Source organism: Rhodanobacter sp. Col0626 (assembly GCF_049994385.1).
In the GTDB taxonomy this organism is placed as follows: domain Bacteria; phylum Pseudomonadota; class Gammaproteobacteria; order Xanthomonadales; family Rhodanobacteraceae; genus Rhodanobacter.
The window spans coordinates 1428721-1443448 of record NZ_CP188260.1 but is presented as its reverse complement, the minus strand read 5'-3'; the positions used below and the strand labels follow the sequence as shown (position 1 = coordinate 1443448).

Annotated in this window: 16 protein-coding genes; 3 read left to right on the top strand and 13 right to left on the bottom strand. The window is 64.1% G+C overall.

The features are described from left to right. The first annotated feature begins 46 nt into the window (after positions 1-46). Positions 47-379 (top strand): membrane protein insertion efficiency factor YidD, encoded by a 333-nt coding sequence (yidD, locus tag ACPPVV_RS05930; protein ID WP_426702540.1) that lies wholly within the window; start codon positions 47-49, stop codon positions 377-379. Between the two features lie 213 nt (positions 380-592). On the opposite strand, the gene folE2 is transcribed toward yidD, so the two are convergent. From folE2 to efp, 7 genes are all read right to left on the bottom strand, one after another. Further along, positions 593-1540 carry a GTP cyclohydrolase FolE2 gene (gene folE2, locus ACPPVV_RS05925; protein WP_426702539.1) on the bottom strand — a complete coding sequence of 316 codons (948 nt, stop codon included), beginning with the start codon at positions 1538-1540 and terminating at the stop codon, positions 593-595. Between the two features lie 107 nt (positions 1541-1647). Continuing rightward, positions 1648-2502, bottom strand: coding sequence for a phytoene synthase (locus tag ACPPVV_RS05920; RefSeq protein ID WP_426702538.1), 855 nt, complete (start codon positions 2500-2502; stop codon positions 1648-1650). Continuing rightward, complete coding sequence (gene gph / locus ACPPVV_RS05915; RefSeq protein WP_426702537.1) at positions 2499-3179, bottom strand: phosphoglycolate phosphatase; 681 nt, start codon at positions 3177-3179, stop codon at positions 2499-2501. Before gph ends, ACPPVV_RS05920 begins: the two co-directional genes overlap by 4 nt. After that, a complete protein-coding gene (ubiG, locus tag ACPPVV_RS05910; RefSeq protein ID WP_426702536.1) occupies positions 3176-3931 on the bottom strand; it encodes a bifunctional 2-polyprenyl-6-hydroxyphenol methylase/3-demethylubiquinol 3-O-methyltransferase UbiG in 756 nt (251 codons plus the stop codon). Before ubiG ends, gph begins: the two co-directional genes overlap by 4 nt. A 29-nt stretch (positions 3932-3960) precedes the next feature. Continuing rightward, the gene (locus ACPPVV_RS05905; protein WP_426702535.1) at positions 3961-4215 is read right to left on the bottom strand and encodes a YciI family protein; all 255 of its coding nucleotides are present in this window, start codon (positions 4213-4215) and stop codon (positions 3961-3963) included. Between the two features lie 13 nt (positions 4216-4228). Further along, positions 4229-5560: a TRZ/ATZ family hydrolase gene (locus ACPPVV_RS05900; RefSeq protein WP_426702534.1), complete on the bottom strand. Its 1332-nt coding sequence runs from the start codon at positions 5558-5560 to the stop codon at positions 4229-4231. Between the two features lie 183 nt (positions 5561-5743). Then, the gene (gene efp, locus ACPPVV_RS05895; protein WP_426702533.1) at positions 5744-6325 is read right to left on the bottom strand and encodes an elongation factor P; all 582 of its coding nucleotides are present in this window, start codon (positions 6323-6325) and stop codon (positions 5744-5746) included. Between the two features lie 87 nt (positions 6326-6412). Between efp and epmB the strand changes: the two genes are divergently transcribed. Beyond that, positions 6413-7423: an EF-P beta-lysylation protein EpmB gene (epmB, locus tag ACPPVV_RS05890; protein ID WP_426702532.1), complete on the top strand. Its 1011-nt coding sequence runs from the start codon at positions 6413-6415 to the stop codon at positions 7421-7423. 133 nt (positions 7424-7556) lie between these two features. Beyond that, positions 7557-9599, top strand: coding sequence for an EAL domain-containing protein (locus ACPPVV_RS05885; protein ID WP_426702531.1), 2043 nt, complete (start codon positions 7557-7559; stop codon positions 9597-9599). Between the two features lie 86 nt (positions 9600-9685). Here the strand turns inward: ACPPVV_RS05885 and rplS are convergent, their stop codons facing one another. From rplS to ACPPVV_RS05855, 6 genes are all read right to left on the bottom strand, one after another. Beyond that, positions 9686-10099, bottom strand: coding sequence for a 50S ribosomal protein L19 (rplS, locus tag ACPPVV_RS05880; RefSeq protein ID WP_426702530.1), 414 nt, complete (start codon positions 10097-10099; stop codon positions 9686-9688). A 44-nt stretch (positions 10100-10143) separates the two neighbouring features. Beyond that, the gene (gene trmD, locus ACPPVV_RS05875; RefSeq protein WP_426702529.1) at positions 10144-10917 is read right to left on the bottom strand and encodes a tRNA (guanosine(37)-N1)-methyltransferase TrmD; all 774 of its coding nucleotides are present in this window, start codon (positions 10915-10917) and stop codon (positions 10144-10146) included. Positions 10918-10953: 36 nt separating this feature from the next. Further along, a complete protein-coding gene (rimM, locus tag ACPPVV_RS05870; protein WP_426702528.1) occupies positions 10954-11469 on the bottom strand; it encodes a ribosome maturation factor RimM in 516 nt (171 codons plus the stop codon). 2 nt (positions 11470-11471) lie between these two features. Continuing rightward, positions 11472-11729: a 30S ribosomal protein S16 gene (rpsP, locus tag ACPPVV_RS05865; protein WP_426702527.1), complete on the bottom strand. Its 258-nt coding sequence runs from the start codon at positions 11727-11729 to the stop codon at positions 11472-11474. A gap of 151 nt (positions 11730-11880) precedes the next feature. Continuing rightward, complete coding sequence (gene ffh / locus ACPPVV_RS05860; protein WP_426702526.1) at positions 11881-13260, bottom strand: signal recognition particle protein; 1380 nt, start codon at positions 13258-13260, stop codon at positions 11881-11883. A 103-nt stretch (positions 13261-13363) separates the two neighbouring features. Further along, positions 13364-14710 (bottom strand): alpha/beta fold hydrolase, encoded by a 1347-nt coding sequence (locus ACPPVV_RS05855; RefSeq protein WP_426702525.1) that lies wholly within the window; start codon positions 14708-14710, stop codon positions 13364-13366. Between the last annotated feature and the right edge of the window lie 18 nt (positions 14711-14728).

The window sequence follows — 14728 nt, the reverse complement described above, 5'->3', positions numbered from 1 at the left end:
CCCTTCACCGTTTTTTTGGCCGTGGCGGCCGGGTGTTATAGCCCAAGTGTCTTACACCAGCAAGCTTGCTTCTGGAATACTTGTACCACTACATGCTGCAAGCCGTTCCGGCAACGTGAATGTCCTGACCCGATTGATACTGTGGTTGCTCCGTTTGTACAAGCGCTGGCTCAGCCCTTTGCTTGGCCAGCGTTGCCGCTTCCACCCCACCTGCTCTGATTATGCACGGATTGCAGTCACCCGCTTCGGCCCGTGGCGCGGCAGCCTGCTGACCGGCTGGCGGTTGCTGCGCTGCCAGCCTTTGTGCACCGGGGGCGAAGACCCGGTTCCCGAAAATTTCCATTACCCCCGTTGTCGCTGCCAGGACGACACACCCTGATGCCCGATGACTGGCGGGGTCGAGAACGTCGGCCTGCACGCAGGTAACGATCGTGGCAAGGCATTCTCCGGCGCTCTCGATCCCCGGACTCGGCAAGCAGGTACTCGACGCCAGCGGTCGTTGCGGCGTTCGAGGGTGAGCCTCGCACAGCCTGATCGACAGCGCACGCAGTCGGCGGCGGTGGCGCGAGATCGCTGACTTTCGCGCGAATGGTTACGGCACTGAGCCGTAGCCACCCTCCACGCCCTTGCTCGCATAGGCCACCGCGTCGTGCGGGTGCAGGCTTTCCTGATGCTCGACACGGATGTGGAAGTCGCTGAGCGTGGCATCGGCGTCGAGTGCCGTCTGGATGCGCCGGGCGGCATCTTCGCAGAACATCAGGTTGCCGCCATTGGCGAGCGCGAAGGCCTGTTCGTCTTCACGTTTCACCGCCGTCTGCACTGGCGTGCCGAGCGCGTTTTCGACGCGATCGATCAGTCCGACCAGATGGAAGCCTGCGCCTGCGATGGGACGGGTGCGCAGACGGGCCACGCTGCGCTGGGCGTGCGGGGTGGCGACGATGCCCTTCTCGCTGCCAAGCCATGCCAGCACCGCGGCGTGATCGACCGGTTTGCCAGCATCGAAATCGCTGGCGAACTGGTCCTGGATCAACTGGCGTGACAACGCAGCCGAGGCCGGACAGGTCGAGGAATAGATCACTTCGGTGCCGAACTCCAGCAGAAATTCGCCACCGGTGAGGCTCGCCTCGATGCTCACCGGATAAGCGCGCCAGCCGCTGTTCGCGCTTTTCAGGGCCGGGCGACGTACAAGGTGCTCGAAGTGGATGCTGAGGCAGGCGCGATCGGAGAGGTCCCCGTGCGAATTGAGGAAGCCGCGCAGCAATGCATGCAACGAGTCGGCGGTGAGAACCTGCGTACTCAGCGCCTGCTCCACCTGCAGGTACAGCCGCGACATATGGATGCCACGCTTGTCCGGGCGGTTCAGGTTGACGAACGCCCCTACCCTGGCGCTAATCCGCTGGACCTCGCCGTCACCGGCATCGAACCGCACCGGCACCTGGATTTCGGCCATGCCGACCCAGTCCAGCGCGCCGGCGAGGTGCGGCTGTGCGTGCACGGCAACGTCGGGCAACAGGCGGGTAGTATTTTCCTGGTTCGGCATCGTTGAATCCTGACATCGGCGATTACGTCGCCGCGAAGCAGACAATCTTGGGGCAAGCGGGTCGTCGCGCAATAGTGTCGCCAACGAAACACTGCGTATTGAACGAACTATTCGCGCTGGCGTTGCCACGCGCGGGCGGCTTGCCACGCCTGCAACGTGGTCGCCAGCCCGGTGCGCGGCTGCCCCGCCTGCAACACGGCCAATGCATCGCCAGCCTGCGCGGCACGTCGCGCCAGCGCACTGGCATGGCGGGATTCCAGCGCGCGGAACACGCTGAGCGGCCCCGTCATGGTGGTCGACGCCTTCCAGCTGGCCAGCAGGTCGTCCAGCTGCGCCTTGATCGCCTGCTGCCGTGCCTCACCGGGCGTGCGCAACTGGGTGCGGCTCAACCCGTGCCGTGCGAGCCGTGCCATCGGCAGTGGCAGTCGATCGCGCTCGGCATCCTGTTCCAGCCGCAGCAGCGCGTACAGCAAATGATTAAGTGTGGCGACCCGCGCCGCGCGCGCTGGCGGGGCAGCCGCGCCGTACCACCAGGCGGTTTCCAGCGCGGCCAGCGCGCCGTGCAGCGGCATCGCCGCGGCGATCTGCGCGGAAAAGTCCGCGGCGGTGCCCTGCTCCAGCTGGGCCATCGCGGCAAGCACCGGCGCCAGCCATAGCTCGCTGGCGATGGCATGTGCGCGCTCGTCGTCGAACAGCACCTGGGTCAACGGATGTCGCCCACCGCTGGTTGCCGCATTGGCCAGCTCCTCGGCCCACCAGTTGAGCTTGGCCGCGGCCACCTGCGGTTCGCGGATGCCATAGGCGGCACCGAGCAGTTCCTGCTCCAGTGCGGCAAGCGCCACATGGCCGGGATAACGCCGGCCGTCGACGAAGACCAGCGCGATGCGTTGCTGCGGCTGCACAGCCAGCCACTTGTCGATGAAACCCTGCAACACCGCGTTTTGTTCGACCAGCTCGATCATGCCGCGACCGGTTGCAACTGCAGCAAGCCGGCCAGCTCGGCAGGATGATCCAGCACGACGTCGGCGCCCCAGGTGTGGGGATCACCGCCATCGAGGTAACCCCAGCTCACCGCCACCGTGTACAGACCAGCGGCGGCGCCGGCCTGGATGTCGCGACGGTCGTCGCCGACGAACAGGCAACGGCCCGGTGCCACGCCGGCACGTTCGCACGCCAGCAGCACGGGTGCCGGGTCAGGCTTTTTTACCGGCAGCGTGTCGCCAGACACCACCGCGCTGGCACGTTGCGACCAGCCGATGCGGTCGACCAGTTCGTCAGTGAGAAAAGCCGCCTTGTTGGTGACGATGCCCCAGCGCAGACCATGCGCCTCGATCCGCGCGAGCAAGTCGTCGATGCCATCGAAGACCTGCATCTGCTGCGTCATCACGTCCTGATACAACTGCAGGTAGCGCGGAACCAGCGCCGCCAGCGCCGCTTCGCCACGCTCGGCGAATGCGCAGCGCAACACCGCGCGAGCACCACGCGACACCACCTCGCGCACTGGCGCGTAGGGCGGCGGCGGCACGTGCTCTTCGGCACATTGCACGACAAGCGCGGCGTACAGGTCAGGGGCGCTGTCGAGCAACGTGCCGTCGAGATCGAACAGCACGCCCGCGATATGTTCCGGTAGTGGTTTCATGTCGGTTTGCGCGCGCTCAATACGTAATTGACTGCGGTGATCCGGCTCAGCCAAGCCTTGCGATTGATCGGGTTGTAGCCCATGCCCGAAACGTCCTCCAACTCCAGGCCGGCATGGCGCAACAGCCGCCCGAGTTCGGAAGGCTTCAGGAACTGCGCATAGTGGTGGGTGCCGCGCGGCAACATGCGCATCACGTATTCGGCGCCAAGAATGGCGGCGCCGAAGGCCGCCAGCGTGCGATTCAGGGTGGACATGAACAACCATCCGCCGGGCTTCAGCATCGTCTCGAGATCCCTTACCAGCGCGGCCGGATCGGGCACATGCTCGATCAGCTCCATGCAGCACACCGCGTCGAAACCTTCCGGCTCGGCAGCAGCCAAGTCGGCCGAAGATTGCACGCGATAATCGACACTGAGGTTCGATTCGTGCAGGTGCAGCTTCGCGATCCCGATCACCTTCTCGCCCAGATCGACACCGGTGACCCTGGCACCGGCGCGCGTTAGTGCCTCGCTCAACAGGCCGCCGCCACAACCGACATCGGCGACCCGCGCACCACGCAGGTCGACGCGCGCGGCGATATACGCGGCGCGCACCGGGTTGAGGTCGTGCAGCGGTCGCGACTCGCCATCCGGATCCCACCAGCGCGACGCCAGACTGGCGAAACGGGCGATTTCTTCGGGACTGACGTTGGCTGAAGCATCCCCCCGTGGCTGGGTGGAGTTCTGCGGGGAGCCCGTGTTCGTGGTCTGCATGGTCGATTCCTCGGGGAGCGCCATGAAGTCTAATGCGCCTGCCATTCGTGCACCGTGATATCCCAGCCGCCGCTGACGTGCGCCGGATCGTTGTGCGCGATCACCGTCGCCTCAGCCAGATCGGGTGCACGCAGCAGGTACGCGCCGCCGGATTTGTCGCTGAATCCGCCGGACAGTTCCACACGGCCCTGTTCACGCAGGCCGTCCAGGTACGCCAGATGCAACGGTACGACCGCCGGATCCACATGCGGGCGACGGATCAGCAGGATCAGGTAACGGTTCATCGAGTACTCCGGTTCAGGCTGCGGCGATGCGCTCGCGCCAGGCGCGTGTTTTGTCCAGGATCGCGGCCGTATCGATATCGGGCAACTCGCGCCCGGCCAGCTTGCGCCTGCCTGCGATCCACACATCGCTGACCTGATGGCGGCCAGTGGCATAAACCAGCTGCGAGATGACGTAGAACAACGGCTGGGTTTCCAGATCGCTCAATCTTACGGCGGCGAGATCGGCCTGCTTGCCGATCTCGATGGAGCCGATCTTCGCTTCCAGCCCGATCGCCTTCGCACCGTTGAGTGTGGCGGCGCGCAACGCGAACGCTGCATCGAATGCCGCCGCGTCACCGGCCACCGCCTTGGCCAGCAGGGCGGCGGTACGCATTTCGCCGAACATGTCCAGGTCGTTGTTCGAAGCGCAACCGTCGGTACCGAGCGCCACGTTGACGCCCGCTTGGCGTAGCTTTTCCGCCGGACAGAAACCCGATGCCAGCTTGAGATTGGATTCCGGACAATGCACCACTGATACGCCTGCGGCGGCGCAGGCGGCGATTTCGCCGTCAGTCAGCTGGGTCATATGCACCGCGATCAGGCGATCGTTGACCAGGCCGAGTTTCTGCAGGCGCTGGAACGGGCGCAGGCCGCTCTTGGCTTTTTCTTCATCGACTTCGTGTGCGGTTTCGTGCGTGTGCAGATGCACCGGGATGTCGAGCTGGTCGGACAACATGCGGATCCGCTCGAAGCTTTCGTCCGAAACCGTATACGGGGCATGCGGTGCAAACGCCGTGCTGACCAGCGCGTCACCCATGAAGCTGTCGTGCACCTCGCCGGCGCGCTCGAAATACTCGTCCTGGGTCTTGGCCCAGGCGGTGGGAAACTGGATCACCGGCAGGCCGACCACGGCGCGAAAACCCATGCGCCGGTAAGTCGCGCCAATCACGTCAGGGAAAAAATAGTTCTCGTTGGCGCAGGTCGTGCCACCGCGCAACATTTCAGCCACCGCCAGCTCGACCCCGTCGCGCACGAATTCCGGTCCGATCACCTTCGCTTCGGCAGGCCAGATGTGCTGTTGCAGCCAGACCATCAGCGGCAGGTCGTCGGCGAGGCCGCGCAGCAGGGTCATCGGATTGTGCGTATGACTGTTGACCAAGCCGGGGATCAATGCGTGCTCGTCAAGCTCCACCCGCTCGCGCGGCGCGTAGGCGATGCGGGCCTCGGCAATGGGCAGCACCGCGACGATGGTGTCCCTGTCGATCGCCACGGCATGGTGTTCAAGCACCACCGCGTGGGGTTCCACCGGAACCACCCAACGGGCCTCGATGACCAGGTCGACCGACTTCGGGGTAGTGGCACTCATCTTCACCTCGCCTTGCCTGTTTCGCGCATGGCCATCATTGCCTGCGCCTGCTGTGGATACGATTGATGCAAATACGACCTGAGGTAATACGACCCGATGTAATACGACAAGGGGCGGTACCTTGCGGCGCCCGCCCCCTGCCATCGATCACCCCTGCCGATCACATCAGGGGGATCGATCGACTTACTTGCCGACGCGGCTGTCGTATTCGCCGGTGCGGGTATCCACCTTGATGATTTCATCCTGGTTGACGAACAGCGGCACGCGCACGACGGCCCCCGTCTCCAGCGTGGCCGGCTTGCCACCGCCGCCCGAGGTGTCGCCGCGGACGCCCGGATCGGTCTCGGTGATCTTCAGCTCGACGAACTTCGGCGCCTGCACGGCGATGATGCCGCCGTTGAACAGCGTGACCACGCACTCTTCCTCACCCTTGAGCCACTTCCAGGTGTCGCCCATGGCCGCCAGCGATGCCGGCGCCATCTCGAAGGTCTCCATGTTCATGAAATTCCACACGCGGTCCTTGCCGATGCCATCGATAAACGAAAGCTGCATGTCGGTGTCGGTGGCGTCCGCTTCCTCGTAGGAGTCGCTGGACTTCAGCGTCTGCTCGGTGGTGCGGCCATCCTTCAGGTTGCGGATGCGGATGCGGGTGAACGCCTGCCCCTTGCCCGGCTTGACGAAGTCGGCCTCGGTGATGATCCATGGATCACCGTTGTGAAGGATCTTCTTGCCCGTTTTGACATCATTGAGGCCAAGGGTCGCCATGCGCTGTCTGCTCCAAAGGTAAAACCGCCCGCCGGGCGGTTAAAATAGGTATCTGTCACGGGCACCACGGCCCGCTCAAGGCCCGACATGATAACCGCAAGCCCCAGCGCCCGCCTAACTCCACCCGCCGCCGACTGGCGCGAACTCTGGCGGGACGCCATTACCGACACCGTTGAGCTGCTTCACGCTGTGGGTCTGGGCGATCGTCTCGATCTCGTTCCCGCCGACGATGCCGGTTTTGCCCTTCGCGTCCCGCGTGGATTTGTCGCCAGGATGCGCCACGGCGATCCCGCCGATCCCTTGTTGCTGCAGGTGCTTCCGCAACGGGCCGAACATGATCGCGTCGAGGGCTTCACGACCGATGCGGTGGGCGACATGGCCTCCCGGGCCGGGCATGGCTTGCTGCACAAGTACGACGGGCGCGCGCTGCTGATCGCCAGTGGCAGCTGCGCGGTGAATTGCCGGTATTGCTTTCGCCGGCATTTCCCCTATGGCGAGGAGATCGCGGCAGCCGGGCAATGGCACGAAGCGCTGGCCCGGGTACGGGAGGATCATTCGATCCGCGAACTGATCCTCTCCGGCGGCGATCCGCTGGCGCTGGCCACGCACAAGCTCGACGAACTGACCCGCGGCCTGGCCGGCTTGCCGCATGTCATCCGCCTGCGCATCCACACCCGCCTGCCGATCGTGTTGCCCGAACGCATCGACGATGCCTTTGTTGCCTGGCTGACCGCCCTGCCGTTGCAAAAGGTGGTGGTGCTGCACGCCAATCACGCCAACGAAATCGACGCGAATGTCGACGTCGCCTGCGCGCGCCTGCGCGACGCCGGTGCCAGCGTGCTGAACCAGTCGGTGCTGTTGCGCGGGATCAACGACAACGCCGATGCGCTGGCCGGATTGTCCGAGCGGCTGTTCGCCGCCGGCGTACTGCCTTATTACCTGCACCAGCTCGACCGCGTGCAGGGTGCTGCTCATTTCGAGGTCGACGACCGCCGCGCCCTGGCCTTGATGGAAGCACTGCGCGCGCGGCTGCCCGGCTATCTGGTGCCCAGGCTGGTGCGCGAGGTGGGGGGCGACGCCTCCAAGCGACCGCTTTGAACCGGGCGAAGATCACCGATGTGCGGCTTTCCGCTGGCGGCAGATAGCGGAATCCGTTACAAACACCGATGGCAGACGCCCAGCCACCACGCCTGCGACAGCTCGCGATGACCAACGGACAGCTCAACGCCCCATGAAAAAAGATTACGTCATCAAGATCCTCTTCATCGAGAACTCGCTGGAAGAGGCCGAGCAGATCATCAGCCTGTTGCGCAATACCGGCATCGCCGTGCGGCCAGCCCGCGCCACCAACGTCGAACAACTGCAAACGGCGGTGAACGAACTCGAGCCGGACGTGGTGATGTTCGACCCGACGGTCAGCACCATCACCATCGACGAGGCGGTCAAGGTGCTTGATGCCAACGGCCGCGACTATTCACTGCTGGGCCTGGTCAACGCGATGGACAATCAGGTCGTTGCCGAGCTGTTCGTGCATGGTGTCCGCGGCATCGCCTCGCGCACCCAGCCGAAGCAGCTGATTGCGGTGCTGCAGCGCGAATTCGATTCGTTGCAGACGCGCCGCCAGGTACGCCGCCTGGAGACCGCCCTGCGGGAATCGGAACGCCGTTGTGACGCGCTGCTCGACTCTTCCAACGATGCAATTGCGTACGTCCACGAGGGCATGCACGTGCGTGCCAACCAGGCCTATCTGGAGACGTTCGGATACGACAACTTCGATGACCTGCTCGGCCTGCCGGTGCTGGACATGATCGACTCGACCCATGCGGACGAATTCAAGTCGCTACTCAAGGGGCACTCCCGACAGGAAAAGGTGGCTTCCCAGCTGACCCTCCACGCGCGTCGCGCCGATGGCAGCCATTTCGATGCCACGGTGGAATTTGCACCGGCCACGTTCGAGGGCGAGTCCTGCCTGCAGATCGTGTTTCGCCGGCAGCTGGTCGACCAGGCCGTGCTGGAGCAGTTGCAGCGTGATCCGGTGACCGGATTGTTCAACCGCGCACGCATGCTGGAATGCATTGATGACGCCGTGGCAGCGGCGGCCAGGGGCAAGAAAGGCCAATCACTGCTGCTGGTCGAACCGGACAACTGGGCCTCGCTGGTCGGTGGCATCGGCCTGGGCAAGGCCGACGAACTGCTGGCAGGGTTTGCCGACCGCATCCGCATGCTGCTGGGGGCGGACGATGTCGCCGGCATGCTTGCCGAACACACGCTGGGCGTGGTGCTCGACTCGCGCGAGGACGAGACGATCAAGGAGTGGATCGCCAAACTCCAGCACAGCGTCAGCAACGAGATCTTCGACGCCGGCGCACGCTCGATCACGGTTACCGCCAGCATCGGTGGCAGCCTGCTGGGCGAAAAAAATGCCAACGCCGAGCTCTTGCTCAACCAGGCCAGTCAGGCGCTGCGTACCGCACAGAGTCTCGGCGGCAGCAAGATGGAACTGCATGATCCGGCAGCGCGCGAAAAAGCCGACGAGGAGCGCGATCGCTATTGGCTGGAACTGCTGCAACAGGCGCTGACGACAGACGGACTGGTGCTTTACCACCAGCAAACCATCAGCCTGCAGGATGCCGAAGGCGATTATTCGGAAATCCTGTTGCGCATGAACGGCCCGCAAGGCGAGGTGCTACCCGGCTTCTTCATGCCGATTGCCGAAAAACACAACCTCACCGGGGCGATCGACCGCTGGGTACTCGATCAGGCCATCAAGGCGCTGAAGGCGCGCGAAACCCAGGGACAACAGACCACCTTCTTCATCAAGCTCACCGCCGCTTCATTGCAGGACGACACCTTGCTGCCATGGCTCGGCGACCGGCTCGGCAAGGCGGCGCTGAAACGCGGCCACCTCGTGCTGGAAATGACCGAGAGCAAGGTGATGACCCTGCTGCGGCCGGCGCAGGAGTTCGTCAACGGATGGAAGAAGCTGGGCGGGCGCTTCGCCCTGGAACAATTTGGTTCGGGCCTGAATTCGTTCCAACTGTTGAACCACGTCGACGCGGACTACTTGAAAATCGATCGCAGCTACATGGCCGAACTGCCGCAACATCCGGACAGCCAGAAGAAAATCGCCGAGCTTTGCCAGCAGGCACGTGAGCTCAATCGCCAGACCATTGCCGAATGGGTCGAGGACGCCACCAGCACGTCGCTGCTGTTCGCCTGCGGCGTGGATTTCGTACAGGGTAACTTCCTGCAGGTGCCGCAACGGCTGGAGTAAGCCGTTCCGGCGCAGTATATTGCGGACACGAAAAAACCCGCGGATCACTCCGCGGGTTTTTCATGCAACCGGCACCACCGCGAGAATTACTCGGCGGCAGCAGCCGCGGCAGCGGCAGCAGCGGCCTTGGCGTTCGCCTTGGCGGCAGCAGCGGCGGCGATGTCTTCCTTGATGCGGGCAGCCTTGCCTTCCAGACCGCGCAGGTAATACAGCTTGGCGCCACGCACCTTGCCCTTGCGCTTCACGGTCAGCGAGTCGATAGCCGGGCTGTGCGCCTGGAACACGCGCTCCACGCCGGTGCCATGCGAAATCTTGCGCACGGTGAAGGCCGAATGCAGGCCGCGGCTGCGCTTGGCGATGACGATGCCCTCGAACGCCTGCACGCGCTCGCGGTTGCCCTCCTTCACCTTGACGTTGACCACCACGGTGTCGCCGGGGCTGAATTCCGGCAACTGGCGGGTGATCTGCTCGGATTCGAACTGTTCAATGATCTTGTTCATGGCGCACCTGTCGGTTCACTTTAGCGATATCAATGTTGCGGTCGTCATTCGGCCGCATCGTCTTGCCGCAACCGCTCGGCTTGAGCATGTTCACGGCGGAATTCATCCAGCAAGGTCCGGGATGCCGCATCCAGACCTCGCTGTGACAACAAGTCGGGTCGTCGCAACCAGGTCCGTCCCAGCGATTGCCTGAGGCGCCAGCGGGCGATAGCCGCATGGTCACCGGACAGCAACACCTCCGGTACCGAACCCAGCGCATCGTGCACCGGTTTTCCATAATGCGGACAATCCAGCAGGCCATCCGAGAATGAATCCTGCTCGGCCGACTGCGCGTCATTCAACGCGCCGTCCTGCAAGCGTCCCACCGCGTCGATGATCACCGCGGCGGCCAGCTCACCACCGGACAGCACATAATCGCCGATGGAAAGCTCCTCGTCGACCTCGTGCGCCAGCAGACGCTCGTCCACACCTTCGTAACGTCCACAAAGTAGGGCGATGCGCGGCAGTTTCGCCAGCGCTTCCACCCTGTTCTGCGTCAGCCGCGCTCCCTGCGGACTGAGATAAATCAAATGCACCGGCTCAGATGCGTCGCCGCGCATGGCCGCCAGGGTCGTGCGTAGCGGCTCGATCATCATCACCATGCCCGGACCGCCGCCATATGAGCTGCTGTCCACGCTGCGATGCTTGTCGGTGGCATAGTCGCGCGGGTTCCAGGTTTCCACCTGCAGCAGCTCGCGTTGCTGCGCGCGTCCTACCACACCGACAGCGGCGCACTGGCGCACGAAGTCGGGAAACAAACTGACGACATCGATGCGCATGATCCGAAGATCCTCAAGTCCCGCAACCCGGCGACGTCAGAATTCAGGATCCCAGTCCACCACCATACACCCTGCGGACAAGTCCACCGACCGTACATACGAACCCTGGACGAAAGGAACCAGCCGCTCGCGCGCACCGTCCCTGACTACCACGACATCATTGGAACCGGTAGCGAACAGGTGACTGACCCGCCCCAGTTTCACGTCTTCCGTGGTAACGACCTCAAGCCCTTCGAGATCGACCCAGTAATACTCGCCTTCTGCGGGAGCTGGCAGTTGCTCACGGGCGACATAGATGTCGGTACCGATCAGCGCCGCTGCCTGTTCGCGATCATCCACTCCGGGCAACTGGGCCACCATGCCCTTGCCCTGCGTACGACCTTTCACTCCCGAGATCTGCGTCTCCATACCTGGCGCTGCAATGAGCAGCCACGGCTGGTAGTCGAAGATCCGCATGCGTGGCTCGGCCCAGGATTCGATCTTGAGCCAGCCCTGCACGCCATACAGCCCGACGATGCGTCCGATCAGGACGCGCCGACTGGCTGTCGTCATGCTCAGGCGGCCGGCTGTAGCTTGCCGGCTTCCTTGACCAGGGCGGCGACCTTGTCGGTCAGCTGCGCACCCTTGCCCACCCACTCCTTCACACGCTCGATGTTCAGCTCAAGGCGCTTGTCCTTGCCCGATGCAACCGGGTTGTAATAACCGACGCTCTCGATGTTGCGGCCGTCGCGCTTGCTGCGCTGATCGGTCACAACGACGTGGTAGAACGGACGGCCCTTGGCGCCACCGCGCGAAAGACGAATCTTGACCATGGTAAAACTCCAGAATTGCCGAACAGGCGGCAGGCACACGAGAGTCGTGCGCGGTAAACGGGGCATTTTAGCGGTTTTTCGTGAAAAGGGAAGGCCCGGGAACGGGGAACGACTGGCGATACTCCTGCACGATCACCGTTCCGTGCCCCCGTCAGCGCATCGGCGGTAGCCCGCCCATGCCACCCATGCCCTTCATGGCGCCGCGCATCTGGCGCATCAGGCCCTTGCTGCCACCCTTGGACAGCTTGGACATCATCTTTTCCATCTGCATGTACTGCTTGAGCAGGCGGTTGACGTCGGCAGGCTGGTTGCCCGAACCGCGCGCCACACGGGCACGGCGCGAGCCGTTCAGCAGGTCCGGATGGCGGCGCTCCTTCTTGGTCATCGAATTGATGATCGCGATCATCCGGTTCATCTCGCCGTCGTTGACCTTCGACTTGACGCTGTCCGGCAGGCCGGACACACCGGGCAGTTTGTCCATCAATCCGGCCAGGCCACCCATGTTGCCCATCTGCTCCAGCTGGTCCTTCATGTCGTTCAGATCGAAGCGCTTGCCCTTCATCACTTTCTGGGCGAGCTTCTGCGCCTTGTCCTGGTCGACCTTGCGCTCGACTTCCTCGACCAGCGACAACACGTCGCCCATGCCGAGGATGCGCTGGGCCAAACGATCCGGATGGAACGGCTCCAGCGCATCGCTCTTTTCGCCGGCGCCGAGGAACTTGATCGGCTTGCCGGTGACATAGCGCACCGACAGCGCCGCGCCGCCACGGGCGTCGCCGTCGGTCTTGGTAAGGATGACGCCGGTCAGCGGCAGCGCCTCGTTGAAAGCCTTGGCGGTGTTGGCGGCGTCCTGGCCAGTCATCGAGTCGACCACGAACAGCGTCTCGACCGGCGTGATCGCGGCGTGCAGCGCCTTGATCTCGGCCATCATCGCCTCGTCCACGTGCAGCCGGCCGGCGGTATCGACGATCAGCACGTCGACCACTTCGCGGCGCGCGGCGGCGATGGCGTCCTTGGCGATCCGCACCGGATCCTGACCCGCCTCGGACGGGAAGAACTTCACCCCGACCTGCTCGGCCAGTGTGCGCAACTGCTCGATCGCGGCCGGACGATAGACGTCGCAGCTGACCACCATCACTTTTTTCTTCTTGCGCTCGGTCAGCAGGCGCGCCAGCTTGGCGACCGTGGTGGTCTTGCCGGCACCCTGCAAGCCGGCCATCAGCACCACCGCCGGCGGCTGCTGGGCCAGGTTCAGTTCGGTATTGGCCGTACCCATCACCACGGTCAGTTCGTCGCTGACCACCTTCACCAGAGCCTGCCCTGGCGAAAGGCTCTTGATCACGTCCTGGCCGACCGCGCGCACCTTGATCCGCTGGATCAACGCCTGCACCACCGGCAGCGCCACATCCGCTTCCAGCAACGCGATGCGCACCTCACGCAGGGCCTCGCGGATATTTTCCTCGGTCAGCCTACCGCGGCCGCGCAGACGGTTGACGGTGGTGGAAAGGCGTTGGCTGAGCGATTCGAACATGGGATCGGCACTGGGGCTGGAAACGCCTGATTATAGCGGACGCCGTGACGCCCTTTGCAGCGAACGTCGAGGCGCGGCATCCGCTGCGGACCGACCGGCGCCCTCAATGGTGCGCGGGCGGCTGCATCTTGATCCAGGCGACGATGTCACCGATGACGTGCGCGTCGACGTGTCCCGGCGCCTGATAATCAGCCACGGTGCCGGTCTTGCCTGCCGGCATGAACAGGTGGCTCAGGCCGGGATACAGGTGAAACGCCGTTTGCGGCCGGCCCACCAGCAACTGCTTCCAGCGCGCGAAGTCCAGCATGGGAGAGATCTGGAAATCGCCACCGCCCTGCAGAATCAGCATGGGCATCGCCAGCGATTTCGCATCTGCCACCGGATCGACCCGGGACCAGCTCAGCCAGTAAGTTTGGGGAGCGTTGTCGAACTCGCCCAGCGGTGCTGGTTGCCCGAGGCCGATGGCGGCCAGCAGCTTCCGTTCCTTCACGTATGACTGCGCGGCCTGCTCGGTGGCAGCATCGGAAAGCCCCTCCTTGGCCGACAGATAGCGCGCCTGCTGCTCCATCACATCAAGGATCCGCCGTGCCGGCGCCGCCATCAGCACCAGGCCGGCCAGCTGCGAATCGCGCCGGCCGATGCGTGGCGCCATCATCGCGCCCAGACTGTGGCCGAGCACGAACACGCGCCGCGAGTCGACCTCCGCCTGCTTCGCCAACAGGCGGGCGGCCGCCACGGCATCGTCGGTCACTTCCGCATCGATGACCGGATCGCCCTTGCCGCTCCAATGCATGTAGTCGAAGGTTCGCTTGTCGTAACGTAACGAGGCTATACCGTCGCTTGCCAGCGCATTCGCGATGTCGCGAAACGGCTTGTTGGGCCCGAGGGTCTCATCCATGTCGTGTGCACCAGAACCAGCCACCAGCACGACCGCCGGGAACGGCCCTTGACCCTTCGGTAAAGTGAGCGCGCCATGCAGGGGGCCGATCGGCGTCGGCACGTCCAGTGGCGATACGCGCACGCCGTCGGCCTCGACGTGAGCCTTCACCGGCTCGATTGACTTGACCATCGAAGCCGGCAGAAAACGGTAGTGAGAAATGGGGCCCTGTGCATCGCAGCTAGTTACCAGGTCCAACGACATCTTGGCGAAAGTGATCGGCGTGACCACCGCCGGTTCGCCCTGGAGCAACTGCCGCACGGATGCAGCGTGACCGCCATAAGCGCCGGCGCTCGCCTGCAACTGCGCCCATGCCTGCTTGAGTTTGGCGGCATCAAGTTGCTTGCCGAGCGTGGCATTGAAATGCGCGCGGGCATCGGCAAAGTCGCCCCTGGTCAGCGCATCCAGCGATGTCGCCGAGTTCTCCACACAGACGTCACCCGCATGCGCAGGCGTGGCAGCCAGAAGCAGAGCTGCCGACAGCGCAGCCAGCTTGCACGAAAGCAGTTTCATCAGGTATCTCCTTGCAGG

What these genes read in the sequence shown, in the direction of transcription:
- ACPPVV_RS05905 (WP_426702535.1), bottom strand. Translation starts at nt 4,215, where the DNA reads ATGAACCGTTACCTGATCCTGCTGATCCGTCGCCCGCATGTGGATCCG.
- rpsP (WP_426702527.1), bottom strand. Translation starts at nt 11,729, where the DNA reads ATGGTCAAGATTCGTCTTTCGCGCGGTGGCGCCAAGGGCCGTCCGTTC.
- ubiG (WP_426702536.1), bottom strand. Translation starts at nt 3,931, where the DNA reads ATGCAGACCACGAACACGGGCTCCCCGCAGAACTCCACCCAGCCACGG.
- efp (WP_426702533.1), bottom strand. Translation starts at nt 6,325, where the DNA reads ATGGCGACCCTTGGCCTCAATGATGTCAAAACGGGCAAGAAGATCCTT.
- rimM (WP_426702528.1), bottom strand. Translation starts at nt 11,469, where the DNA reads ATGACGACAGCCAGTCGGCGCGTCCTGATCGGACGCATCGTCGGGCTG.
- ACPPVV_RS05885 (WP_426702531.1), top strand. Translation starts at nt 7,557, where the DNA reads ATGAAAAAAGATTACGTCATCAAGATCCTCTTCATCGAGAACTCGCTG.
- gph (WP_426702537.1), bottom strand. Translation starts at nt 3,179, where the DNA reads ATGAAACCACTACCGGAACATATCGCGGGCGTGCTGTTCGATCTCGAC.
- rplS (WP_426702530.1), bottom strand. Translation starts at nt 10,099, where the DNA reads ATGAACAAGATCATTGAACAGTTCGAATCCGAGCAGATCACCCGCCAG.
- ACPPVV_RS05900 (WP_426702534.1), bottom strand. Translation starts at nt 5,560, where the DNA reads ATGAGTGCCACTACCCCGAAGTCGGTCGACCTGGTCATCGAGGCCCGT.
- ffh (WP_426702526.1), bottom strand. Translation starts at nt 13,260, where the DNA reads ATGTTCGAATCGCTCAGCCAACGCCTTTCCACCACCGTCAACCGTCTG.
- ACPPVV_RS05855 (WP_426702525.1), bottom strand. Translation starts at nt 14,710, where the DNA reads ATGAAACTGCTTTCGTGCAAGCTGGCTGCGCTGTCGGCAGCTCTGCTT.
- trmD (WP_426702529.1), bottom strand. Translation starts at nt 10,917, where the DNA reads ATGCGCATCGATGTCGTCAGTTTGTTTCCCGACTTCGTGCGCCAGTGC.
- epmB (WP_426702532.1), top strand. Translation starts at nt 6,413, where the DNA reads ATGATAACCGCAAGCCCCAGCGCCCGCCTAACTCCACCCGCCGCCGAC.
- folE2 (WP_426702539.1), bottom strand. Translation starts at nt 1,540, where the DNA reads ATGCCGAACCAGGAAAATACTACCCGCCTGTTGCCCGACGTTGCCGTG.
- ACPPVV_RS05920 (WP_426702538.1), bottom strand. Translation starts at nt 2,502, where the DNA reads ATGATCGAGCTGGTCGAACAAAACGCGGTGTTGCAGGGTTTCATCGAC.